The 24482-nt window shown below is 66.4% G+C and carries 17 protein-coding genes and 2 pseudogenes; 9 read left to right on the forward strand and 10 right to left on the reverse strand.

Annotated elements, in window-relative coordinates:
- The 3 genes from AB0M92_RS37055 to AB0M92_RS37065 all read left to right on the forward strand — a co-directional run.
- Positions 1 to 1311, forward strand: a 1311-nt coding sequence (locus AB0M92_RS37055; RefSeq protein ID WP_366106773.1) for a helicase associated domain-containing protein, incomplete at its 5' end; no start/stop codon positions are given.
- Between the two features lie 469 nt (positions 1312 to 1780).
- Entirely contained in the window at positions 1781 to 2056 is a 276-nt protein-coding gene (locus AB0M92_RS37060; protein ID WP_366106774.1) for an isoamylase early set domain-containing protein, read from the forward strand.
- A 52-nt stretch (positions 2057 to 2108) separates the two neighbouring features.
- Complete coding sequence (locus AB0M92_RS37065) at positions 2109 to 2450, forward strand: hypothetical protein (protein WP_366106775.1); 342 nt, start codon at positions 2109 to 2111, stop codon at positions 2448 to 2450.
- 21 nt (positions 2451 to 2471) lie between these two features.
- On the opposite strand, the gene AB0M92_RS37070 is transcribed toward AB0M92_RS37065, so the two are convergent.
- From AB0M92_RS37070 to AB0M92_RS37080, 3 genes are all read right to left on the reverse strand, one after another.
- Positions 2472 to 2777 (reverse strand): STAS domain-containing protein, encoded by a 306-nt coding sequence (locus AB0M92_RS37070; protein WP_366106776.1) that lies wholly within the window; start codon positions 2775 to 2777, stop codon positions 2472 to 2474.
- A 193-nt stretch (positions 2778 to 2970) separates the two neighbouring features.
- Entirely contained in the window at positions 2971 to 3261 is a 291-nt protein-coding gene (locus tag AB0M92_RS37075; RefSeq protein WP_366106777.1) for a hypothetical protein, read from the reverse strand.
- A gap of 397 nt (positions 3262 to 3658) precedes the next feature.
- Positions 3659 to 4183, reverse strand: coding sequence for an aminoglycoside nucleotidyltransferase (locus AB0M92_RS37080; protein WP_366106778.1), 525 nt, complete (start codon positions 4181 to 4183; stop codon positions 3659 to 3661).
- A gap of 187 nt (positions 4184 to 4370) precedes the next feature.
- Here AB0M92_RS37080 and AB0M92_RS37085 point away from each other — a divergent pair, with 187 nt between their 5' ends.
- The 3 genes and pseudogenes from AB0M92_RS37085 to AB0M92_RS37095 all read left to right on the forward strand — a co-directional run bounded on the left by AB0M92_RS37085 (position 4371) and on the right by AB0M92_RS37095 (position 12786).
- Entirely contained in the window at positions 4371 to 5900 is a 1530-nt protein-coding gene (locus AB0M92_RS37085; protein WP_366106792.1) for an ISL3 family transposase, read from the forward strand.
- 2191 nt (positions 5901 to 8091) lie between these two features.
- A pseudogene (locus AB0M92_RS37090) lies at positions 8092 to 8379 on the forward strand (DUF6531 domain-containing protein); the annotation flags it as partial.
- Between the two features lie 114 nt (positions 8380 to 8493).
- Complete coding sequence (locus AB0M92_RS37095; protein ID WP_366106793.1) at positions 8494 to 12786, forward strand: RHS repeat-associated core domain-containing protein; 4293 nt, start codon at positions 8494 to 8496, stop codon at positions 12784 to 12786.
- 1238 nt (positions 12787 to 14024) lie between these two features.
- Here the strand turns inward: AB0M92_RS37095 and AB0M92_RS37100 are convergent.
- The 6 genes and pseudogenes from AB0M92_RS37100 to AB0M92_RS37125 form a co-directional block, all read right to left on the reverse strand.
- Positions 14025 to 14204: a hypothetical protein gene (locus AB0M92_RS37100; RefSeq protein WP_366106779.1), complete on the reverse strand. Its 180-nt coding sequence runs from the start codon at positions 14202 to 14204 to the stop codon at positions 14025 to 14027.
- A gap of 22 nt (positions 14205 to 14226) precedes the next feature.
- On the reverse strand, positions 14227 to 14808 hold the full coding sequence (locus tag AB0M92_RS37105; protein WP_366106780.1) for a Uma2 family endonuclease: 582 nt from the start codon (positions 14806 to 14808) through the stop codon (positions 14227 to 14229).
- 377 nt (positions 14809 to 15185) lie between these two features.
- Positions 15186 to 16361, reverse strand: a complete 1176-nt coding sequence (locus tag AB0M92_RS37110; RefSeq protein ID WP_366106781.1) for a hypothetical protein — start codon at positions 16359 to 16361, stop codon at positions 15186 to 15188.
- Complete coding sequence (locus tag AB0M92_RS37115) at positions 16337 to 17026, reverse strand: hypothetical protein (RefSeq protein WP_366106782.1); 690 nt, start codon at positions 17024 to 17026, stop codon at positions 16337 to 16339. Before AB0M92_RS37115 ends, AB0M92_RS37110 begins: the two co-directional genes overlap by 25 nt.
- Before the next feature lie 91 nt (positions 17027 to 17117).
- Entirely contained in the window at positions 17118 to 17453 is a 336-nt protein-coding gene (locus tag AB0M92_RS37120) for a hypothetical protein (RefSeq protein ID WP_366106795.1), read from the reverse strand.
- Positions 17430 to 18259, reverse strand: a pseudogene (locus AB0M92_RS37125) (PHP domain-containing protein); the annotation flags it as partial. The gene AB0M92_RS37120 and the pseudogene AB0M92_RS37125, both read right to left, overlap by 24 nt.
- Before the next feature lie 381 nt (positions 18260 to 18640).
- Here AB0M92_RS37125 and AB0M92_RS37130 point away from each other — a divergent pair.
- The 3 genes from AB0M92_RS37130 (at position 18641) to AB0M92_RS37140 (ending at position 21960) form a co-directional block, all read left to right on the forward strand.
- Positions 18641 to 19291, forward strand: a complete 651-nt coding sequence (locus AB0M92_RS37130) for a response regulator transcription factor (protein ID WP_366106784.1) — start codon at positions 18641 to 18643, stop codon at positions 19289 to 19291.
- A 251-nt stretch (positions 19292 to 19542) separates the two neighbouring features.
- Complete coding sequence (locus tag AB0M92_RS37135; RefSeq protein WP_366106785.1) at positions 19543 to 21048, forward strand: S1 RNA-binding domain-containing protein; 1506 nt, start codon at positions 19543 to 19545, stop codon at positions 21046 to 21048.
- Between the two features lie 786 nt (positions 21049 to 21834).
- Positions 21835 to 21960 carry a hypothetical protein gene (locus AB0M92_RS37140; protein ID WP_366106786.1) on the forward strand — a complete coding sequence of 42 codons (126 nt, stop codon included), beginning with the start codon at positions 21835 to 21837 and terminating at the stop codon, positions 21958 to 21960.
- 1033 nt (positions 21961 to 22993) lie between these two features.
- Here the strand turns inward: AB0M92_RS37140 and AB0M92_RS37145 are convergent.
- Complete coding sequence (locus AB0M92_RS37145; protein WP_366106796.1) at positions 22994 to 23587, reverse strand: hypothetical protein; 594 nt, start codon at positions 23585 to 23587, stop codon at positions 22994 to 22996.
- Positions 23588 to 24482 lie beyond the last annotated feature (895 nt).

Below are 24482 nucleotides of genomic sequence, written 5' to 3' on the forward strand. Positions count from 1 at the left end.
ACGAAGATCGCCCGGATCATCGTGCCCATCTTCCTGGAGCCGAACGAGGACCCGACCGACATGGTCGCCTCCGCCAGCTTCCGCCCTCTTGTAGCTGTCCTCCAGGGCCTCCGCAGTCATGACGACCGCCTGGTCGAGCAGCTCGCTTCCCGCGCCCTGACGAGCGGGAAGCGCAAGCTGCACGTCCGGCGCGACGAGGACGGGCGGATCGTCGGGGCCGGCGGCGGGGAGGGCGAGGACCAAGAGGAGGACGACACCGACGCCGCGGCCGAGCCGGCCCTGCTGCACTTCTCCAGCCCCCGGGACGCCGCCACCATCGCCGCGTTCCTGCGCACCCGCGTCTACCAGCCGGAGTCGCTGGTCTGGCTGGAGGGCTACCAAGCCCTGCTGCGGTGGCGGGCGGAGAACGAGATCACCGGCGTCCGCGCCGTGCCCTATGACGTGGAGGTCGAGGTCGGCGTCACCAAGGCGTTCCCGCTCGGCCGGTGGGTGCACCAGCAGCGCAAGGCCCTGCGCGCCGGGGAGCTGGAGGACCGGCGCAAGGTTCTCCTGGACGCGCCGGATGCCGGGATGGTGTGGGAGCCGGGCGAGGAGGCGTGGGAGGCCAAGCTCGCCGTGCTCCGCTCGTACCGGCGGGCCACCGGGCACCTCGCGCCCCGGCAGGACGCTATGTGGGGTGAGGACGACGAGATGGTGCCCGTCGGCCAGTACATGGCCAACCTCCGCCGCAAGGGCGCCAAGAACGGCCTCGGGAAGGACGAGGACACCGCCACCACCCGGGCCGCGCAGCTCGCCGCGATCGACAAGGACTGGAACTGCCCCTGGCCCCTGGACTGGCAGCGCCACCACCGCGTCCTGGCCGACCTCGTCGACGCCGACGGACAGCTGCCCGACATCGCCCCCGGCGTGCTGTGGGACGGCGACGACATCGGCCGGTGGCTCCAGCAGCAGAAGCAGCCGGCTACCTGGGCGCGGCTGCTGCCCGAGCAGCAGGAACGACTGACCGCGCTCGGCGTGCAGCCCGACCAGGCGCCCGCTCCCGCCCCTGCGGCCAGCCGCGAGGCGAAGGGGCCGAGCAAGGCGCAGCAGGCATTCCAGCGGGGCCTGGCGGCCCTTGCGCAGTGGGTAGAGCGGGAAGGGGCGGACCGGCCGGTACCCCGCGCCCACGGCGAAGAGATCACGGTCGAGGGCGAGGCGGAGCCGGTGGTGGTGAAGCTGGGCGTGTGGGTCTCCAACACCAAGAGCCGGCGGGACAAGCTCACCGCCGACCAGCTCGGCGCCCTCGCGCAGCTGGGGGTGGACTGGGCGTGACAGGTTGCCTGGCTCGTCGTTGAGCGGGGAGGTCAGCGAAGTGGAGGCCCCGGGGCGTCGTGACCCCCGGGGCCTTCGTCTTGCCCTCCAGCGCGGGACGGCGGTGCAACACGGGCTGCAACATGGACCCCTTGACGACTGTTGAGTCGCTTTCGTCCAGGTCAGGGGTGCAACGCGCAGGCGTGTTGCAGTGCCGGTGTTGCACAGCCGAGCGGGGGCTGCGTGGTGTGGCGCAGGGCCCGGCCGGTGTGGCTACCGGGCGCCGACCGGGCCCTGCTTGCGTGGGGCAACCCGTCGTCCGGTCTTCCCACGTGGACTGTCACACGCGGCGGCTCCTCGGGCGTGCCAGGTGTGGCGGGTGGGTGACCCTGCGACCGAGACGGCGGCGTCACCGGGCCGAGGTTGTGCCCGGCGTCGAGCATGGGCACGGATCCCGCCCCACCCCTTCTCGCCCCTCGGGAGAGCTGCCGTGCTGGAACGCGCCCTGCGCAAGAACTCCGCCAAGGTCACCTTCGTCCTGCCCGCCGACAGCCCTGCGGCCGAGGTGAGCGTGGTCGGCGACTTCAACGACTGGCGCCCCGGCGTCCACGCCCTGACCCCGCGCAAGGACGGCCAGCGGGCCGTCACCGTGGAACTCCCCAAGGACAGCAGCCACTCTTTCCGCTACCTCGCCGCGGGGGACTACTGGTTCAACGAGGACATGGCCGACGGCCAGGACGGCCCCAACAGCCGCATCCACACCTGACCGGCGGCCCCCGGCCGGCTCGTTCCGGATCAAGGCGCTCTAGGGTCACCGCATGAATGATCAGGATCAGGGCGAGGAGCTGCTGGCTCGCGTGCGGGCGGTCCTGTCGGACGCGGGGTTCGAGGAGATCACCACCGGGGCCGAGGGAGTCCACCTGATCCGGCACGCCCGCGGGGTCATGGTCGGCTGGATGCCCGAAGAACTCGCCCGGCCCCGCCGCCGGGGCCCCCGCCGCGGCCGTCGGCCTCCCGCCCCTGCCGAGCTACCCGGGCTGCGGCGCGCCTTCGGGCTGGCCATGGCAGCAGCACTCCGTGCGGCCGGCCTGACCGTGGAGGCGCGGGGCGACGAGTGGCTGCTGGTCGTCGTCGAGCGCCCGCCGACGCCCCCTGACTAGGGAAGCCAGCCACGGGCCGGGTCAGGCCGTCGGTGTCTGGCCGTCGCGGATGGTGAACAGGGCCAGCGCGCCCGTCATCTCCAGCAGCCGCTCCAGCTGGTGCGGCAGCGGCCCCGCCAGGACCAGGGAGCGGCTGTTGTTCAGCCGGATCAGGACGTTGAGGAAGGATGAGTCGGCGAACGTCACCCCGGTGACGTCGAGCACCAGGAGCCGGGCGTCGGCGGCGCCGCGGTCACAGGCGGCCGCGAGTTTCCCCGTCGTGTCCAGGTCGAACTCCCCGGAGCAGACGACCACCCACACTCCGTCCGGCTCAGGCCTCACCGTCACCCTCGGCAACTCCAACCACGCCTCCCGTTCCCGGGCCGAACCCTGCGCCGGCCGACACCTGCGACCGTACGGCCTCACCAACCGCAACGACACCACGCCCCGGCAGACACCCCGAGAGAGAAGGCAGCGCGCCCCGCCGCGTCACGACCCGGGTTACCACGCCTCCCCCGGGCGCAGCGGGACCGGTCCAGCGCTAGAACGGTCCGTCGGCCGCCGTGTCCCGGCCGCCCAGGAAACCGGCGAGAGCGCGGTGCTGCTCCTGCTCCCGCGCGACGTCGCGGTCGAGGACGTCGCGGTCGATGTACGGGTCGACAGCGGCGAGGACCAAGCGCTGGAGTTCGTCCGGCTCCAGCGCTTCCACCTCCCGGGTGCTCGATGTCGAAGCCGTAAAACGGCGGGCGACCGCCGGCCACCTCGGATCGTCGCGCTTGCCCTCGGTCGCCGGGAGACCGGACGCGCGGGCCCGCTCGTGGGTGAACAGCACGCAGTGCGGCCTCCTTCCGGCCCAGCCTGCGGCCATGGAATGGCCCGCCACGAAGCCTGCGGCGGCTACCGGACGACACGAGCACGGACACGTCGTCGGGCGTCACGTCCGTACGCAGCCGCTGGAATGGCAAGGGGTAGCGGAACAGGTCGGCGTGGTCCGCCGACTTCTCGGCGATAGCCGCGGGGCGGACCAGGACGGCGTCCAGGACCTCGCGCGAGCCCCACGCGCGGTGAAACGGGCCTCGGCCCACCAACGGTCGGGAGCCGGGAGGCCAAGTGACCAGCGAGCCGACCGTCCTGCCAGGGGTGCAGCAAACTCCTACCTCGCTGCGCTCCACCTCGCCGCCGTCTTCATCTGGTCAGCCGTGTGATCCACATGAAATGGTCTGGGGGACTCAGGGCTCAAAACTCTCCGGCAGTGGAATCCCGAACTTTCGGCACAGCAAGGGGACATCGTGGCGATCGACATCACGAGCCGGGTATCCCGTATGGCAGCGCACCGCCCACTCTGCCGACTCGCAACGCACCGCGGTCCCGGCGATGAAACCGTGTCCGGCGAGTGCCTCAGCCGGAAAGGCAGCGCCATCCACCACGGATCCGTAGTGCAGCGATCCATCCGCAAGAGACTCGTAGAGGTGCAAGTCGACCCGCAACCCTACGCCGTCGTGCAGAACGAAGTTCCACGGCCTGTCACCAGGCCACGGGAAGATTCGGTCGACGCCGGTCTCCCCGAACGCAACGAACAGCTGGTCAAGTTGTACGGCCGGCACCCACAGATCAAGGTCGGAATGATCTCTCGTCTGCTCCCCGAGCAGTGCATCCACGCTCCACCCACCACCCACACACGCATCTACGCCGTGGGCATGAAGCCGCTCCAGAAGCGCGAGTGCATCCTCGGCTGACATCGCATAGTGACTCACCGTGCGAAGGTAGATGTCGGACCGACACCATGGCTTTATTCGCGAGTTGTGGGATCAGGCACACATTCCGTGAGGGCGATCAACGTCGTTCCGCCACGGTGATGTCCCGTCATCTGGGACCGTGGTGCGGTGTGATGACCTCATAGCGGTGCTGTTTCCGCACTTCAGCGCGGTGCTGGTGGAGCGGGTGTTCCTTGAGTGCGGGACGGTACGGGTCTCGGCCAGGACGCGGAGCCGTGGTGTGCCGTGCCCGGACTGCTCGGTTCGGTCGAGCCGGGTGCACAGCAGTTACGAGCGGCGGCTGGCCGATACCCCGGTCGGCGGTAAGCCGGCGCTGGTCGAGCTGACCGTGCGCCGCCTGTACTGCGAGAACACTGACTGCCTACGGCGCACATTTGTCGAACAGGTCGAGGGGCTGACCGTCCGGTATGGCAGACGGACACCGGCGTCGCGTCGGACGCTGGAAGCGGTAGCCGTCGCTCTTGCAGGCCGGGCGGGTGCACGACTTGCCGTGGTGCTGGACAGCATGGTCAGCCGAACGACACTGTTACGGCTGGTGATGGCCCTGCCTGACCCGCCCTGGCCGGAGCCGAGAGTGCTGGGCGTCGATGACTTCGCGACCCGCCGTGGACAGTATTACGGCACGGTGATCATCGACTGCGCGACCGGCCAGCCTCTTGACCTGTTGCCGGGCCGGGATGCGAAGACGCTGGCGAACTGGCTGCGCAAGCACCCAGGCGTGGAGATCATCTGTCGTGACCGAGGCGGCTCCTACGCCGACGGCGCCCGCACCGGCGCGCCACAAGCAGTGCAGGTCGCGGACCGCTTTCACATCTGGCAGAACCTCGGCACCGCGGTCGAGACCAGCGTCCGCCGGCACAACGCCTCTCTCAAACCGTCCACCGGACCGGACAGCATCGCGAATATCTCCACTGCCGGCCCGGCAAGCATGGACAAAGCGATGTCTCCGATCGAAGCCCGCATCCGCGAACGCCACACCGCCGTCCACGCCCTGCTCGCCCAGGGGCACGGCATCCGCGAGATCGCCCGGGAACTGCACATCGGCGGTAACACCCTCCGCCGCACCGCCCGCGCCGAAGCCCCTGAACAGCTCCTGGCCGGACGACGACAACCACGACCCAGCCAGCTCGACCCCTACAAGGCACACCTGGACAAACGCTGGTCAGAGGGCTGCACGAACGCTATCGACCTGCACACCGAACTCCAAGGACTCGGCTACCGGGGCCACTACCAGACCATCAGCGACTACCTGCGGCCCCGCCGCCGACAGCGCATCCGCGTCGTCGGCCCGGCACCACCAGGTGTCCGCCAGATCACCGGCTGGATTATGCGTCACCCCGACCGACTCCGGGACCAAGACCGCCAACGGCTCGCTGAAGTCCTCGCTCGCAGCCCCGAACTCGATGCAACGAGCCGACTCGTCCGTGGGTTCGCCGAGATCCTCACCACCCGCTCAGGCCAACACCTCAAAGGCTGGATCGCCGCCGTCCGCGCCGAAGACCTGCCCGGCCTGCACAGTTTTGCCACCGGCCTGGAGAAGGACTGGGACGCCGTCATCCAGGGCCTGACCAGCCAGTGGAACTCCGGTCCCGTCGAAGGCCGCGTCAACCACATCAAGATGATCAAACGTCAGATGTTCGGCCGCGCCAAGCTCCGGCTCCTCCGTAAACGGGTACTTCTCACCGCTGCCCCATGACCGTCCTGCTCAGGCAGGACGAAGCCGTCGGAGTACGTAATCCGACGGCCAGCAGAGGGCTCGAACAACCGCGTTCGTGACGACGAAATACCCCGGGCTCACCCAACCGTCCTCTTTGCTCACGAGCCCCGGACCGTCCTCGCAGTAGTAGCGGCGCAACATCCGGCGCCGCAACAGAGTCCCGGCGACCAACAGAACCGGAGCAATGATGATTGCACCGACCGTCACGGCGAGCCGGACTGCCTGGATCCCGACGACGCTCTCTATCCGCATCGCTCCAGTCTGCCGATCAGAAGAGACGCGTCCACCCGCTCTCACGGAATGTGTGCCTGATCCCCCAACCGGTGAATAAAGCCAGGCCCATGACGATCCGGCTCCGCTCCGGGGAACGAGAGGGCCGGGCCGGCTGTGCGGGGCGAGCGCGCAACGGGCTTGACCTGCACATGCCGAGGGAGCGAGGTGAACCCGAGTCCAAGTCCCCCGGCCGGACCGCTGCCGGCGTGGCTCCAGCGTCCTCGCTGTGTAGCCGACAGAGCTCTCATCCCACCACGGTAGGACCGCTCAGCCTGCGGGCCCGTATGGACAGGGTGCGAATTGAGCTCCCGCCAACAGAGGGTGCGCTCCTCGCGCGCCCTGTCGTAGGGAAGAGCCGGAACCCTAGGGTGCCGAGCCGTGGCCCCGTCCGAGTGGTACGTGCAGCCGCCCATCAGACCTCCCCAGGGATGCCCACCTGGGTATTTGCCATGCTCCGAAGGGCACCCATCGAGGGAAGGGAGCCTCGGGCCCTTTCTCGCACGAGAAGACGCCCGCACGGGGATGTTCCACCTCTGGAGTGCGGAGGGCGGGGCATTCACCGCCGGGTGCATGAAGTGGAGGGTCTGCGGTTCGGAGAAGTCGCCCAGGGCCCGCCGCCCCGACGATTTCCTGGCCGTCACCCGCCTCAGAAGCTGTCCGTAGGCGGTGTTCAGGTCCGTGCCCAGGCCACTCAGGTGGCCCTTGGCTTCGCCGATGAGGCGCTCGCCGCTGCGTAAGGCCTCGCTGTTCGTGTGCCGGTCCGTGGGTGGCCTGGTGGCCTTCTTCTGCGTGGTGATTCAGGGCTGGAAGGCCTCAACCGGCCGGTGCGTCCGCTGTGGCTTCGGCTGGCTGCACAGCAGCGGCACGGTCCGACCTCGGCCGCAGCCTCGCGCGGGCGCTCCTCTTGAGAGCCATGCGATAGGGCAAGGCTTTGGCAAGGATGGATTCCCGGACGGTAGGCAGGGAGGAATAAGCCATTCCAAGATCTCAATGCGGAACGATCTTCCCGCTGCGCGAAGATCACAGGATCGTCGACCGGATATCGACTGCGACACTTCGCAAACGAGCCGAAATGGATCATGGAATGAAAGAGCGAACTGCCAGAGCCTCCTTCATGTTGTGCCTGGCGCTCCTCCTCTCATCACTTACCCCATTGCCCGCCATGGCGGAATCCGCTACCAACAGTCCAGTCAATCGGCCCCCTCAGCAAACGCCGCAGACTTTCACTGAGCGCCAAAAACAGGTGGCTGCAGACTACAATCTGGCGGCAGGCGGCGAACCCAGAAATATTACCGAGAATGGTAAGTCAACGCCTCAGGGTTCCGGGTATACCCATACCGCAGAGGATTCCAATGGAATGAAGTCAGAAAACTTCAAGGAAGGGGGATTGACTGCCGTTTCGCAAAGACTTGAACTTTGGGATTCAGGAGGGAACCTGAGAGGAGTAAACGAGGCTAATGGTGAACGGTCCGAAGGGATCATGCCTCGCGATGGAGAGACTTTCACCATAAAAGCTGAGATTTATCACAACACGGGTGCAGCACAGCCGTGGCCACCGCAGAGCGTCAGAGTACGCCTAGGGTGGAGGTGCGCAACCCGCCGCAGCGACGTTACATACGGGCCTGGAATCTGGAGTGATCCAATCTCCGTAGTCGCACCCAGTATAAACTACAGAGATCGCGGAGTAAGAGGCACGTTCGTCACTTACTCGTTTACCTTTCAGGCAAGTGCCTGCCTTAATGCACTCGCACGGGCTGCGGCTGCAGATCCAAATTTCGTGCAATCTGAGCCGATGGTTACCGGCGTGGCCGTCTTGGGCGAATCGGATGGAAAGCTTCCAGACGCGGGGTGGATCTTTGGCGATGGGGTCAGCATCAATGGAACAGGCCAGGCGGAAATGGCTGTTCCGAATACCTTCGGACAAAACTGCCATTACAACAGTGCCAGCGCTGCTTCCTGCAGCGGCTATCAAGGTGTCGGAGTAAACACTGCGACAGGGGCGTTCAGTCAAGTAGCCAAAGACGGTGAAGCACTCGGTGCCGATAGTCCCGTTGAGTTTTTGCGTAGCTATTCGTCGAACAATACATACTCTGGGACACTTGGGCCAGGTTGGTCGGCTTCCTGGGATGCGGGCCTCTCGTTCGGGCAAAACGGAGACATCACGTTCCGTTCGGAGAACGGATCTCAGTACCAATTCAAGAAGTCGACGAGTGGAGGGTTTGAGCCGCCTGCCACTGCTCATTCAGAGTTGACTCGGACCTCCGCAGGGTACGAACTCAAGTCGCGCGGTGGCGAAGTCATGTCTTTCGACGATGGGGGAAGAGTTACCGAACGGCGCGACCGGCAGCAGCGGAAGACCACATACCGCTATGAAGCTGGGCGCCTTATGTCGGTCACTACGGATACTGGCCGTTCCGCCCGATTCGAATATTCCGGTAACCAGCTGACTGGCGTAACATTTCCGGACGGCAGCAAGGTCGCATATGAGTTCACTGCCGGCCGGATGACGGCATTCGTCGACAGTGCCGGAAAGCGGGTCGGATACGCCTACGACGGTCAAGGGCGACTGTCCTCTGTCACGGACAAGAGCGGCCGCGTTGCTGTCCAAAACTCCTACGACTCTTCCGGGCGAGTCGCCGAGCAAAGCGCAAGTGCCATGACCGGAAAGGTGAAATTTACGTACAATGGCGCGGCCACCGACGTCACCATGCCGGACGGTGGAATCTGGACGGACGTCCACTGGAACAATTCCCTGCTTGCTCAATATGACCCATTCGGGAACCGAACGTCGTTCGAGTACGGCTTCCACCTCGATCCCATTGCCCTTACGGATGCCCTTGGTCGAAGGTTCGAGACTCACTTTGATATTAAAGGTCGACCAGTCGCCTATGAGGGGCCGATCACATCCAAGAGTGTGACGTATGGCCCGCAAGGTGAACTGCGATCGGCGTTCGACGGTAACGGGAATTCACTTTCGTTCGATATTGACTCAAACAGACGCCTCACTACTGCATACGACGGTCGGCGAGCCTGGACTCAGTACACGTACAACTCTGCGTCTCTACTTGAGAAGATAAAGACTACGGAGGGAAGGGAGACGTCGTTCGGGTACGATGCAAATGGAAGTCAGACGTCCATAACGCTGCCTGGTGGGCAGCGCGAGACGCGAACGTTTGATCTCGCCGGGCGAGTGCGTACCGTGACGGATCCGCGCGGAAATCTTCCAGCAGTTAGCCCCCCTGACTTCACCACGACCTACGAGTACGATGCTGCTGGCCGCCTAACCGGGGTAATAGATCCGAAGGGTAGGCTAACGCGCCGTAAATACGATGACGCAGGAAATCTTCTGTCAGTCACAAACGCGTCCGGGCAAGTTACTTCATACGCCTATGATGCAGCCGGAAGAGTCACGTCTACGCAGGACCCTGCCGGGAATCAGACTGCCATCACCTACAACTCAATGGGGCAGATCAGCTCCCGCGTAAACGCCGACGGAGGTAAGTACACCTACGCATACGACAAGGCTGGTCGCCTGATTCAGATGATCACCCCTCGCGGAAACGTCTCCGGCGGTAACCCGGCATCATTCAGCTGGAGCTACGGCTACGACAAGGTCGGCAACCAGACGAGTGCGACCGACCCAGCGGGTAAGACGACGACCACGACCTACGATGCAGAAAACCGGCCTGTCTCCGTCACTGACCCTCTCGGCAGAGTCACGAAGAAGAAGTACGACGGAGTCGGCAATCTCGTCGAGACCTCCGACGCACTCGGCAAAGTCACCTACTACACATTCGATGCCGCCAACAATCTGACAGCAGTAAAGGACCCCAACGGAAACACCCTGTCGTACACCTACGACTGGGACGGAAACCGGACTTCTGAATCTACGCCTCTCGGCTTCAAGACCACGTACGGTTACGACGTATCCGGGAGACAGACCTCCCGGACCGATCCCCGAGGAAACGCTGTCGGCGCGGATCCATCTCAGTACACCTGGCGAAGCACCTACGACGCAGTCGGAAACCTCATCGGTGAGACCGACCCCTTAGGTAATAAGACCGCCAAAGTTTACGACGCACTCAACAACCTGGTCGAGCAAACGGATCCTCAGGGGAACAAGGCCAGCTACGGCTACGACGCACTCAATCGGCTCGTCCAGACCACAGCAGCCGACGGCGGCGTCACCAAGGCAACCTTCGACGCGAGCGGAAACCTTGCTACCCGCATTGATGCAAACGGCCACATCAACACATACGAGTACGACAAGAACGGGCACCGCACCAAAGCCACTGACGCGCTGAACCGGACCTCCCAGTACGAGTACGACCCCGATGGGAACCGGACCAAGGTCACCAACGCCCGCGGACAGACCATCACGAGTACGTTCGACAGCCGTAACCTGCTGACCTCCACCGGATTCTCCGACGGAACCCCGAAGGTCTCCTACACGTACGACGATGCTGGACAGCCGATCACCATCGCTGATGGCTCAGGCATCCGCACGCTCACCTACGACAGCGCTGGCCGGCCTCTCTCCATCGGCCAACCCGGGGCTGGCGATCCGTTCAAGTACACGTACCGGGCGGACGGCTCCGTCAGCAGCCGCACGTACCCGAACGGGTACACGACGTCGTACACCTACGATGCCGACGGTCGGATGACTGGCCAGACGGCTGGCGGCAAGACGACGACCTACAGCTGGGATGAGGCAGGCAACCTGCTCACCACCAACCTGCCGACCACTCCAGCCGTCACCGAGGCCCGGAGCTACGACCGCTCCGGGCGTCTGGCCTCCATGACCGAAGCAGCAGGAACCCGTCAGTTCGTGCGCGACGGATCTGGGAGGGTGACGTCAGAGTCGTTCAAGGATGCGACGACCGCTGGCTTCCCGAAACGATATGACTATGACGCTGCCGGACGCCTCACCCGGGCCTGCACGGACACTAGCGTTCTGATCTCGTGTCTACCCGGCACCACGGGAGAGCGGTACAGCTTCGACAAAGTTGGCAACCGGCTGACATCCGCGTCGGATAGAACGCTGACAGTTACCAATGTGTTCGATGCAGCGGACCAGCTGATCTCCACCACTACGGGTACCTCGGTCGCCAACCAGTCCTATGATGCCGACGGCAACCTCACCAAGGACAGTGCTGGAACCTATAGTTACGATGCCCTGGGCCGCACTAAATCCAAGGATATCGGCGCTGACACGTACACATACATCCGTGACGCCGATGGCAACCCCATAAAGACAAAAAAGAACGGCATGCCTCTGCGCGCCCAGTCGTGGGATTTGAACAACAGAATTCCACGGCTCGCGACAGACTTCGACACCCTCCGGCCAGGCGGGCCGGAGAACTACCAGTACGGCCCGTCCGGAGAGCCGCAAGCCGTAAACGCCCAAGACTCGACGTTCTATTACCTGCACGATCGGCAGAACTCCGTCACTTCCGTCCGGGACCTTGCAGGCGTCGAGAACGCCAAATACACGTACGAGACCTGGGGTAATCCGGTTTCCGCCACGAGCGGCGGCAGCCAGCAGGGAAGCGAGTTCGGGTTCACCGGTGCTTTCAAGGACCCGGCCTCCCAGGGGCGGATCCAGCTTCCTGCCCGAGACTACGATACGAAATCCGGCCGGTTCACCAGCCCCGACCCGCGGCCAGAAACAGCGTCGGCGGCAAATTCGTCCACCTACGCGTACGCCAACAACGACCCCGTCAACCAATCTGATCCCACCGGCGCCTGTCCGTTGTGCGTCAGCGCCGCCGTCGGGGCAGTCACCGGAGCAGTCGTCGAGGGTGCCGTCTACAGCTGGCAACACCGCAACAGCGGGTTCACTGCCTCGGGTCTTGCAAAGTCGGCTGGCAGGGGAGCTGTGGTCGGTGGTCTCGCCGGGTTGCTCATGCCCGGTGCTGGAAGTCTTGCGGCCCGCGCTGCTGGCCTGGCTGGCGGGCGAGGCTTCGCCGCGTCGGCAATGGTCAATGCCGGAGTGGGCGCAGGTTTCTCCTATGCGATCAACTCAGAGCCCTGCCGGCCCACGGACCCGTGGGACCTTCTCGCTGGTGCCGTCGGTGGTGCAGGGAGCGGCCTTGTAGGACCGGCGTTCAGCTGGCTCCGCGGGCTCCTGCAGCCCACTGGCACTGTTTCCGCCCACTCCTCCTCCCTCGCATTCCGCGCACTTCGGGAGGGTGAGGGGCCATCAGCGAGCCTCGTGCGGCCAGGCGCGCGAGCTGACATGCAACCGTGGCAGCACATCGCTGACGGGACAAACTCACCATGGATCTCGTTGACCCGCGATCCCAAGGTCATGATCGGAATCTATGGCGAGGGCAGCGCCACGGCAGGGCGTGGCGCACACGGGTACATCGCCGTAGACCTCAGCAAGGTCGACTCAGAGATCGTCCACGCATGGGATCATGTCTCTGTCCCTCCACACGTTCGAGAGTTGTACGGGATTGACGTAGCCAAGACTGCCTTCAGAGACAGGGAAGTGTTGGCGAAGTGGCGTCTCCCTGCGGAGGCGATAGTCCATTATTGGCCAGCAGGAACGAGTCTGCAGCAAATGCTGCGAGACTTGGGGCAGGGATAGTTACGGATGCAGTCCAACGAGATCAGATCCGTGCAGTGGCGGATATACGTCGGCAAAGTTCCGGTCGGTTTGCTTTACATGGCCGTCTCCGACCAGCCATGGACTACGTGCCGGTTCGAGCCGATGGAAGGCTGGGAAGCGGTCCGTCCTCTCTTCGACGTTCAGAACGAAGCCGCGAAGGAGGGGTTCCCTCCGGACAAGGGATGGGCCACGAAAGAGATCCGTGACCGAGGAGTGGAACTACACCCACTAGGCAAAGACACTGGCCCGGTGATCACCCCCTTCATGTTGTACGTGGATGGCGATCAGGCAAGATTTAGGCCATAACAGGGTTTCCTTCCATCTGGTGGCAACATTCAGCTCGGTCCTGAGTCGGCATCAATCGCGATTCTGGAATCGGAAATGAGTCCACTCTGGCGGCGGCTGTGCCGGCGCCAGATGGGTGCCGAACTACCGGTTCGTGCGTTACGCCGAAGACTGCATCGTGCTCGTGCACGAGGTGAAGTTCGAAGCAGGGCGCTCAAAGCGAAGCTCGGCGAGTTGTTGGCCAGCAGGCTGAAGATGACTCTCTCAGACGAGAGGACCCACATCACCCGATGACGGATCCGTCTCTCCAGGCTTCCACACCCAGCGGAGGTCCTGGGCGACGGCCGTCGCGTCGTGTTCACCATCCCATCCGCCCAAGCCTTGGTGTCGGTGATGCACACGATGAACGGGATGGCCCGGGGCCCCGATGACCGGTGTAGGACGGACTCCGGAAGCGGATGTGGCGGTGGCGGTGTATCCGCGAGTACGACCAGCTCAAGGGTTGTGGCACCGGATTCCGCGCGAACGCCTGAAGATCCGTCCTGCCGCGACTACCTGTGTCCAATGCGCGTCCACTGCCGGACCTGCCGGCGCCTGGTGGGCGGAAGTCCGGGGCGGCCCGGTGGTACTGCCCCCAGAGACCTGGGCACCGGGCCTGACCCGCGCGCGCCATATCGGCGCGGGCTGACTGTGACCCTAAGTCCTGGTGGAGGGGGAAGGGGAATTGGTCCTGACGCCGGCGCCGTGGGGTGAGGCGGACACACCCTTCAACCCATCAACCCATCAGCGGATGGTCACCAGGGGCGGGCGGACGGCGTCAGGACCGCGGGCTATTCCGGGCGGCCAGGAGAACGGTCAGGGCCTGCCCGGAACAGTGTGCGTCCCGGGTTCTTCAACGACCTCACGGCCGATCGGTGACGGACGGGGACCACTCAGCGGGCAGGGCCGTTCTCGCTGCGCAGGAGGGTGAGGATTTCGGTGAGCATCTCGCCGTACTGGGCCAGTACGGCGCCGTGCTCGTCCTGGGTCCGCGAGATCTTCTCCAGCAGTGCGGTACGCGACTGCTCGACCTGCTGGCGCTGGGGAAGGGCGAGCGCTCCGGTGCGGTCCATGTCCCGGGCCTCCGTATGGGCCTCAGCCGCGTCGCTTGGGTTCGGTGAGTCCGGCCGGGTCGATCTCGAAGACGAATGGTGCCTGGACGCGGGTCGTCGTTCCGGGCAGGGCGATCGTCTTTTCTGTGTACCGGCCGTCGGCGAGCTCGCTGACGATCAGGCGTGGGGCGGGGTCGAATTCGAGGCGCCAGTAGTGGGGGATGCCGGCCTCGGCGTAGAGCATGGGTTTGAACTTGCGGTCCATGGTCTTGTTGCCGGGTGAGACGAGCTCGACGATCAGCTGGACGGCTTCGGCGTCGATGCTGACGCCGTCCTCGGCGGTCGCGCCCGCGTCGGCGACGACGATGTCCGGCACGACCAGCCCGGACGGCAGGATCACGTTGATGGCTTCCAGGACCTCCACCGTGGCGCCGGCTGTCTGGGCGGCGGCGTCGAGGGCGACGTGGAGGCGGTAGCTGGCCCGCTGATGGCGCAGGCCGGGGGCGGGGGACATCACGAGCGACTCACCCACGAGTTCGTATCGGTGCGAACGGTCTTCATCCAGAGCCAGGACCGACTCAACGGTCCAGGGCCCGTGGTGCTGGGCCAGGCTGGCAACGCTCATGTCCCCTTCACCTCCCTATCGCCTTCCCCCAGTGTGGACTACCGGTGCGCGGCCTGGGAGCTACGCGGTGGTCGCACGATCTCGATCTTCTGGCCGGGTTTGGTCTGCGCGGCGGCTCTTGCTGCTCTGATCAGCCGGGGGCGCGGCGGCTGCCTGCTGTGGTGGTGGGCTCATACCTGCCCGATTCTGCCCGGCCAGCCAGGCCCGAGAGCTGAATCGCCTGCCGCCGCTCTCACAGCCCAGGCGCTGCAAGGTGCTGGGCTTGCTGCGGGCCGTACAGATTGGTGTGCTGCGATGCCGATGGTGGGGCACGCCGACCAGGGGTGGCTTCGGGGCGGCGGCGCCCTGGTCGGGCGCCGCGTCGTCTTCCGGGTTGACTACCACTGACGGCGGAGCTGAGCGCAGTCGGCCGTGAGCTGGATGAGGAGGTCGCTGTCGCTGTCAGGGACGGCCCGCTGAAGGCGCTGTGAGGTGTCGCGGTGAAGGCGTAGCGCTTCACCGGTGCCGACAGCGGCGAGGACGGTCGACCACAGGGGATTGCCGGGGAGGGTGGCTTTCTCGACCGTCTCCAACAGATCCAGCTTGTCTTCGTAGCCGAGCTCGCCCAGGAGCCGCTGGCCGGTCTTCTGCCCGATTTCTTCCCAGGTGGTGGTTCGCCCCTCACGGGCCGCCTTCTTCAGGGCGCCTGAGAGGAAGAGTGCCAGGTAGGCGAGCTTCTCGGCGTGCGCCTGACGCTGAGCTGCCTCGGCTTGGCGACGCTTGGCCAGAGCCTGTTCCGCCTCGGCCTGACGACGCTCGGTCAAGGCCTGCTCAGCGAGCCTGCGGCGCTCCGCATCCTGGCTTCGCTGCGCGGCTTTCCATTCGTGTTGCTCCGCCTCGCGCTGCTGCCTCCTGAGTGCGCGCTGCTTAACCAGCTCACGGTAGGCAGCCTGATCATCCTCGTACCGGATCTGGGCGGTACGTACGGCCTCTCGTTCCTCGCGCGTGGCGTCCGGGTCCTTTACCAGCTGTGCGGCCTCTGCCAGGAGGGCGGAGGTCGGCTGGTCCTTCAGCCGGCCAATGACCTCTCGGCGGTACGCGGCCTGCTGATCAATCCAGACCTTCGCGCGGCCCTGGGCGAGACGCAGTCTGCCGATGTCCTCCGGCGTCTGGCCCGTCTCCAGCAGCTGCCGGATGGCGCCTATTGCGTCATAGATCTGATTCGTTTGCTCGCGCAGGGCTCGGTCGAGGTGCATCACCGCACGCTTGACGGGGTCGTCCTGGCGTGCGGCCTTCGCCGGGTGCGGGTGGGATCGAGTGACCGTGACGATGGCCCGCTCGCTCACGACGCTCCTTCGGGAGGCTTCGGACACGGGTATGCGGACGCCGTCGGGCCTGGCCACAGTGGCAAGACCCTCGTGGGTGAGCGTGACCTTGTCCAGGCTGTCCCAGATGGTGCCCTGACCGGGGAGCTCGGTGCCGAACTTCATCACGCGGCCGCCGCCAGGCCGGTCCTCGAAGCGGATCCGGTGGATGTACCCGCGCTGCTTCAGAATGTCCGTGATAACAGGCACGCCGGGTCCCAGGACGATCTCCCAGCATCGTCGTCCCAGGCGACGGGGCGGCTACGGTCGAGGTGAAGCAGGAAGGTCCGTCCGTCATCCAGCTGTGCCCGCACCGCAGAGCCCAGCGGCTCGGGGTAGGTGAACTCTGCAGTCAGCCCGTGGGCGCGCAGCCATGCCGCCAGGTGGGCTTTGGCAAAGAGGTGATCCGCACTGTCCTTGCCTTTTGCCGTGCGGCCGCAGCGCTGACCGGCGCCGTCCGCTCCGTAGTGGGCGAAGTGGCAGATCTTGTCGGTACAGCGGCGCGTCGTGAGCCGGCGGCCGCAGCCGCCCTCGAATTTGGTGCCACACCAGATGGTGGTGCTCTCGTGCTCACGGCGGAAGGCGTCCAGTTCCTCCACGGTCTCGGGACACAGGGCCGGCTCGTCAGAGTCCGAACTCCCAAAGACCGCAGTCTGGATGAGGCGTCGATCAAGCTGCTGAAAAGGCTTGCCATACCTCCGATTGGGGTTGCCGCTGGCGATGCATGGAAGCGTGGGGATACCGTCTTCATTCGGAAGTTCTACCCACGCCCCACCAAGCACGACGTCGATCTGGCCAAGGCCATCCAGGACGTGACTGGCATCGGGTGGGAGTTGGCAAGCAGCCAGTTCGAGGGCGACGGCCTTCAGCGGCACGCCAACCTCGTGTTCACCCGCCCAAGGGCGCGATAAGGGCCGACCTGCCGGGCATCGCGCGCCCGACCTTGCCAAGCGAGAAAGGCCTGAATCAGGGATTGCGATGTTTCCCCGAGTCGATGCTGATGGCGAGGGTGGCGGGGCGTAGGGCTCCGGGGCCGTAGCGGGCGCGGGCGCGGTCGGTTACCGCTTCGATCGCCAAGGCGCGGTCGTCGTGTAGGTCGAGGGTGAGCTGCTGGGTGGCTGCGCTGGCGGGGTGGAGGTTGTGTGCGCGCAGGCTGATGCTGCGGACGCGGGCGCGTTGCAGGGCGAGCTGGTCGTAGAGCTCGTAGGCGGCGGTGGCCAGCGGTCGGGTGTGGGCGGTGGCTTCGGTGAGGGTGCGGCTTCGGGTGCTGGAGCTGCGGCCGGCACCGGCGGCCTGCGCGATCCGCTCGGCGGCGGCCGCCATCTCACCGGGGCCGGTCAGCCACCGCTGGCCACAGTCCAGCCGCCGCCGGTCGATCGGACGCAGCAGGCGTGCCGCGTCCAGGACGTCGGCGATCTTGTGCTGGCCGGGATCGGCGTAGCGGACCGCGTTCGTCAGGACCGCGGGATCCCCAGTCGGTCGGCGAGGCCGAGGGTGCGGGCGGCCAGGCGCAGCGAACCCGGCCCTGTCCCGGGCAGACCCCAGAACACCGTTTCCAGCCGCAGGTTCGCGCCCACCATCTCGCGCCACGGCGCGAGCAGCCGTTCGGCGATATCCGGACGCCCGCCTGACAGGGCACGCACCGGCTCCGACACCGGCCCCAGCAGCACCACCAGGTCCTCGCCCGCGTACCGGGCGAGAGCCTCCCACGACACCACCGGCGGGCCGCCCGCCGCACCAGCGTGCGCCGCCGACACCAACCGGCACAGCCGCCCCCATCCCGCGGCGTTGCGAGCGAGCAGCGTCACCCGAAACCGCGGCTCCACCACATGCGCGCCGCCGCGCACGGGCGTGCGTGGACGGGTTGTCGCGCTGGGGCGGACGGGCGTGTGGGGGGCGACGGCTACGTCGACACCGAAGAGGGGGCGGATCCCGTCGTCGATGGCTGCCTTCGCGAACCGCACGGTGCCGGTGACGGTGTCGCGGTCGGTCAGCGCGAGCGTGCCGACGCCTCGCTCGGCCGCGCGACGGACCAGGTCCCGGGGGTGGGAGGCCCCGGAGCGGGCGGAGTAGCCGCTGGCCACGTGCAGGTGCACCCCACAGTTCATGGCACACCTCCACAAGAACGTCCTTTTTCGGCCGCTATGACTGAAACCTCTCCTCCAGATTATCGAACGAAAATCGAACAAGGCGAATCGGTTACTCCGCCGTAGGGATGCGATCACCGGGCTGTGACTGAGCGCGATAGTTGGCGCTCGAGCACGCTAGTTGGCACCTGAGCGCGATAGTTGGCGCGCAAGGTAGCGGGTGGATCACCCTGAGCAGGTACTGTTCTGCGTTTGCGGACCCGACCGGGTGACGCCTGTGCCCCCCGGATGAGTGGGACCTGTGTGACGGGTTTTCGGACTCAGCGTGGCCCATGGCGGCACGGGTAGTGATCACTGAGCTGACGTGCAGCAAGGCGCTGCACCGCGATGAAGGGGAAGCGTGTGATCCGGGTACTGATCGTCGATGAGGCGGCCGCCATTCGCTCCGGCCTGCTTATCGTGCTGGAGGCCGCCGACGGGATGAAGGTCGTCGGTGAGGCTGCCGACGCCTCCCAGGGACTCGATGCCGCCAAGGAGCACGAGCCGGATGTAGTGATCATGAACTTCGACGGCGCTGGCGGAGGGAGCGAAGCGGCCCGCCGCCTGATGCGGCTCCCGGTCCCGCCGCGAATTCTGGCGCTGACCACCCTCAACTCAGAGGGGAGCCTTCTGGAAGTACTCCATGCCGGGGCGGCGGGCTTCATGCTGAAGGATTCCCGGCCCGAGGAGCTGACCGCTGCGGTGCGCACCGTGGCGGCCGGCGGCACCGTTCACGCACCGGAGATCACGAAGGCGCTGATCATCCAGGCGCGCGGGCGTACCTCTCTGAGTTCGCCTGACACCCCCGAAAAGATCGCCACCCTCACGGACTCCGAGCGTGAAGTCCTGACCCTCATCGGTTCCGGGCGCACCGACCAGCAGATCGCCGAGAAACTCCACATCTCCCTGGCCAGCGTGAAGACGTACGCCTCACGGCTGCTCGCCCGGTTTGGCCTCGACCACCGGGGCCAGGCGGTGATCCTCGCCTACGAGACGGGCATGGCCCCCGCCTGATCTCACGAATCTGAGCGCGGTAGTCGGCTATCCCGGCCAACTATCGCGCTCAGTCACAGCTGATGTGACTGAGCGCGATAGTGGGCGCTTGAGCACGCTAGTTGGCGCTTGAGCGTGAGAGTTGGCGCGCACGGTAGCGCGTGGATCATCCTGGTCAGCTGTCTACCTGGGCTGTTCCTCCGAAAATCCTGACCGCGGACCCAGCAGCGGAACCTACGCTGGGATCCCCTTCAGACCGCCCAGGGAGCAGCGTGCCGCCGTTCGTCTACCGGATCACCAAGTACGACCCCGCCCACCGTGACGAGCGCGGTCACTACACCGGTGCTGAGGACACGGCCAGTGACCACGGGCCGGTCGAGGAGGCCTACCTGGCGGCAATCGCCGCCTTCGCGGAGGTGGCGGGGATTGACCAGCTGGAGATCCGCGAGCCACAGATCGGAGGCTTCGCCCACTTCGGTCTGGAGCCGCCGGTTGACGGCTACGGCCTGGCCGACCTGTTCCCGGCCGGCCTGGCCGGGTTCCACGACGGCGCTCTGGTGCCCATCCCCGTCGGCCTGGAACTTGTCCGGTCCATGCTCCGCGACAACGGCGCCTGGTGCCGATTGGAGGCAGGTGAAGCGTTCGCCGTGCACGTCGGCTGGGATCAGTACATCTACATCGGCAGCAACCAGCCCTGCGAAGCCGCACTGGCCCGTACCCGCGCGCTCGGCCTGTTCTCGGAACGCCTAGACGCCTCACCGTACGACTTCGTCCCCGACGACCCCTCTTACGTGCAGCGGCCGGCCGACGCCGACTTCTGGGGCCGCCTCCGCTGGACCGTCAGTGCCCACCGCGCCGTGTTCCTGGAGGAAGTATTCGCCGGCAACGCCTCCCGGTGGCACCGGGTGACCCGCGACACCATCGAGACCGTGCGCTCCAAGCTGGCCCCGCGCGCACAGCTGGCGATCTGGCCAGACCTGCTCACCGACGTCGACACGGCCGTGGCCGCCCTGCCCGACGAAGGCCTCGTGGAGATCGTCTGGGAGGACGAGGACGGCCAGATCACGAGCACGGTCGTGGACGAGACCCAGTTCGAGGCAGTGACCTCCCAGCTCGCCGACGCACGTGCTGCCGGCGTCGTATCCATGTACGCCGGTGAAGATCTCCCGCTGTTCACCGCTGTGCTACCCGACAGCGACGGCGTTCTTCGCGCTCGCTGGCAGACCGAGCCGACGCCCAGCGACCGGGACTGGGCGTTCCTGAAGACCCTGCGGCGAGGCCAGGTCGTCACCGGCACGGTGACGGACATCGCCAGCTTCGGCGTCACCTTCGTGGAGATCGGCGGCTTCACCGCAATGATCAACATCCCGGAGCTGTCCTGGCGCCCGTTCGACCACCCGTCCGACGTCGTCAGCGTCGGCCAGGAGGTCACAGCCGAGGTCCTCGACGTCGACATGGTCCGGGAACGGGTGCCTCTGTCGCTCCGAGCGGTGCAGGAAGACCCGTGGCCGCAGGTAGCGCAAAGGATCGGCGAGGTGGTCATCGGGCCGGTCACCAAGATCGTCCCGTTCGGCGTCTTCGTCCGCATCGAGGACCGAGAGGACGGCTTCCTGGGGCTCGTGCACACCAGCGAGCTGGATGAATCGTCCAGAGACGTCGCCGAGGTCGGCGACGCCCTCACAGTCAAGATCACAGACGTCGATCTCACGCGCCGCCGTATCGCCCTGTCACATGTCCAGGCACTCACCGCTACCACCGAGGGCCGGCTGTGCGACTGACGACGCCAAGAATCCGATACAGGCCGAGTTGCACCTGATGACGTAGAACTCCTTGCTACTTCGCGGCAGCCGCAGGAGTACAAGGCCGTGTCGGCTGCCTCACGAACTCCCACCCCCAGGCGTCGAACGCCACGTAGCTCATGCTCCCGCTCGGCGGGGCCGTTCGAGGGGTGGTGCAGAAGCTTCACCCACGCGGCACGGGGCCGCACCAGCCGTTGCCCGCCATGCACCTGCCGCAATGTTGAGCATCGGAGTTGGCTATCCAGGCCAGGTACCGCGCTCAGTCACAGTTCGGCAGAGGCGCTCTGCTGACGGGGGCGGACGAAGGCAGCCCGCACCGCCATCGGTGGATCAGGATGTCTGCCGCGGTCCGGGAACGGTGATCGCAGACGTCCTCGGCTGGTTTCGCTGCCGTGCGGCGGCTTGAGCACGGCGGCTGCGGTGTGTGGCGATGCCGTAGTCGGCCTGAGTGCTGGCGCGGAGGTGAGCGGTGAGGCGCTGGATCCTGCGGTCCAGGGCGATGGAGGTCCTTCGGCGTTCGAGGCCGCGGATGGCGGCGATCGTGTGGGTGGTCGTGCCGGCCGCCCGGCGAGGAAGCTGGTCGGCCAACCCTGTTCCGAGAGGTACTGCAGCGCTGTAGCTGCCCTGTCGGCAGGGATCAGGCCGGGCAGGGCGCGCTCGCGTCGCAGGGCTCGGTCCGGCGCGGTGCCGAGGATGGCGTCGGAGGTGGACCGGTGCAGGAAGATGGGGCGCTGTCCGGCGGGTTTGAGCAGGCGTCGCACGAGGGTGATCGAGATCCCGGAGATCTCGGCGATGTCCGCCGCCGACAGCCCGCTCTCCCGCAGCCGGCCGGCATGGGCGGCGGCGTCATCCGTGGAAATCCGGGCCGGCCTGCCCGCCTTCAGCTCCTGAGTACGCCTGGCACGGTCCCGGCGGGCCGCGGCCGTGCACTCGGGCCGCAGACAGCCATAGTCGGCGCAGCTGGGGCTGCCATGTCTGACTTGCGACCGGAGCGGCCTGCGCCTCTTGCTATTCCGGCCAGCTGGGGGCTCGGCGGCTGCCTGCTGCGATGGGGGGGCTCATACATGCCCGATTCTGCCCGGCCAGCCCGGCCATGACGATCCGGCTCTGCTCCGAGGAACGAGAGGGCCGGGCCGGCTGTGCGGGGCGAGCGCGCAACGGGCTTGACCTGCACATGCCGAGGGAGCGAGGTGAACCCGAGTCCAAGTCCCCCGGTCGGACCGCTGCCGGCGTGGCTCCAGCGTCCTCGCTGTGTAGCCGACAGAGCTCTCATCCCACCACGGTAGGACCGCTCAGCGTGCGGGCCCGTATGGACAGGGTGCGAATTGAGCTCCCGCCAACAGAGGGTGCGCTCCTCGCGCACCCTGTCGTAGGGAAGAGCCGGAACCCTAGGGTGCCGAGCCGTGGCCCCGTCCGAGTGGTACGTGCAGCCGCCCATCAGACCTCCCCAGGGATGCCCACCTGGGTATTTGCCATGCTCCGAAGGGCACCCATCGAGGGAAGGGAGCCTCGGGCCCTTTCTCGCGCGAGAAGACGCCCGCACGGGGATGTTCCACCTCTGGAGTGCGGAGGGCGGGGCATTCACCGCCGGGTGCATGAAGTGGAGGGTCTGCGGTTCGGAGAAGTCGCCCTGGGCCCGCCGCCCCGACGATTTCCTGGGCGACACTGGTAGTCGATGGCCGTCTCCCGGTCTGGGTGCGCGATCTCTCCTATCGGTTGGTGCTCCTGCAGCGACCTGATGAGCCAGCGCTGATGCGCGAGGCTGCCGAGAACTTGTGGTTGCACGGACCGGACTGGGATGACATCGCAGCGGGCCTGGCGAGGCGGGCAGACGCCCTGGAGGCCGACTGATTTCGGTTGGCCCTGAGCCTGGCGGCGGACAACTATCTGCCGCTGGCGGGGCATCTGGGGCGACGTGATGGGCTCAGGCGCGCGGCGGCAGGACCTCGATCACGGTGGCCGTTCCGGCGGCAGGTCGGGCTTCGTGCATGGTGATCACATCGCCGCACTTCAAGTGCTTCCACTGCTCGGGGCTCAGGGGAGCCAGCCGAACGTCGGCGGCCTCTCCCGGGCCGAGCTCTTGCGCATACTCCACCCACAACCTAGCGATGTTCAGCTCTCGCTCCCCGCCGGCGGTGCGGTTGCCGATGTCCCACATCGGCCGGAGCCGTCCGTCTGCGGCGAATGCAGTCCGGCGTCGGCCCTCCTCCGCACCCACCAGGCTCAGGGTCGCCCGGAGGGTGCCGTTCCTGACCTCCCAGCCCCGCCACTCGCACCAACGACGGATGCGGTCGAGCATCATCTGCCGAGCAGCCTCGGCAAGGAGGTCCCAGAAGTCCACGGACACGGGGTGGACGTCCCCGATCTCGATGAGAACGCCGAGCACCATCTCCCACTCCTGGCGCCCGATGTCCTCGCGCACATCCCCGACTGTCTGCCCGTTCTCTGCCGCTGCCTCCTCCGGCAGCAGATCGACGGCCTGGCGAAGGAGTGTGAACGCGTCATCCATGTGCTGCATTCTCCCCCGTCCCGGACACGCGTTGAAGGGCAACCAAGCCAAACGGAGTTGGCAGCGCGACACGCCCGAATGCTTCCTGGCTCCGTGATTGTTGCCGACTACTTTGAGCAACTCGACTGCGAGCCGATCCCGCCAGGTCGTCTGGGCTAGTTCGGATAAGTACCGCACCGTGCGAAGATTCGGCTCGCCGATGAGGTACTCGTGGTCGGCGACTACATCGGAGACAGCACCCGAGCCGAAATCGCTTACACCCGGTCGCTGGGCAAGCCCGTGCGGTTCACGCACCCCGAAGTCGACCCTGGCGCCTGACCGCCCGCCACCCCCTCAGCAATCAGGGCCGACAGCCGGCACGGTGATCCCCACCGAAGATGCGCCCGTTCCGCCCGCCGGCGGCCCCTGGACGCGGTGCCGGAGGGACTGGGGTCCAACCACGCCTCGCCCCTCAATACCGCCGCGGCAACGACCTCCTGCCCCACCCGGGCGCGGTGCTCTGGCGACTGGGTCTGTTTGACTGACCGAGAAAGCCCCGTCGCTGGCAGCTGCCAGGAGGCGGGGCCTTCTTGCGTTAAGGGTCCTGCGGGAAGTCGGGGTCCGCATCGCTTTGCTGTCCCCGCGCGGCACGAGCCTCCGAATGTTCACCAGGCGAAGATGCGCCGAGGCTGTCCCGACCCCGCCCCGCCAGCGCCGCTGCCGCGGTCGGCCGGATACGAGCAGGGACCGCAAGGTTGGGACCCCTTTCCTCGTCGGCGAGTACGCCGCAGATTTGTCCGGTAAACATGCGACGCGCTCGGCTCTAGGAGTCAGCCCTGAGCAACAGGGTGAGCTCCTCTCGGTGCTCGGCGGAGAAGAGCGGGCTTTCGCCGAGTTGAGCCGACTGGCCGGGGAGCTGAAGGAG

The sequence above is a fragment of the Streptomyces sp. NPDC051582 genome, from assembly GCF_040681715.1.
Taxonomy (GTDB): Bacteria; Actinomycetota; Actinomycetes; order Streptomycetales; family Streptomycetaceae; genus Streptomyces.

Excerpts from the sequence above, each read along its gene's own strand:
- AB0M92_RS37065 (WP_366106775.1), top strand. The coding sequence starts at position 2,109 with ATGAATGATCAGGATCAGGGCGAGGAGCTGCTGGCTCGCGTGCGGGCG.
- AB0M92_RS37095 (WP_366106793.1), top strand. The coding sequence starts at position 8,494 with ATGTCTTTCGACGATGGGGGAAGAGTTACCGAACGGCGCGACCGGCAG.
- AB0M92_RS37100 (WP_366106779.1), bottom strand. The coding sequence starts at position 14,204 with ATGGACCGCACCGGAGCGCTCGCCCTTCCCCAGCGCCAGCAGGTCGAG.
- AB0M92_RS37105 (WP_366106780.1), bottom strand. The coding sequence starts at position 14,808 with ATGAGCGTTGCCAGCCTGGCCCAGCACCACGGGCCCTGGACCGTTGAG.
- AB0M92_RS37145 (WP_366106796.1), bottom strand. The coding sequence starts at position 23,587 with ATGCAGCACATGGATGACGCGTTCACACTCCTTCGCCAGGCCGTCGAT.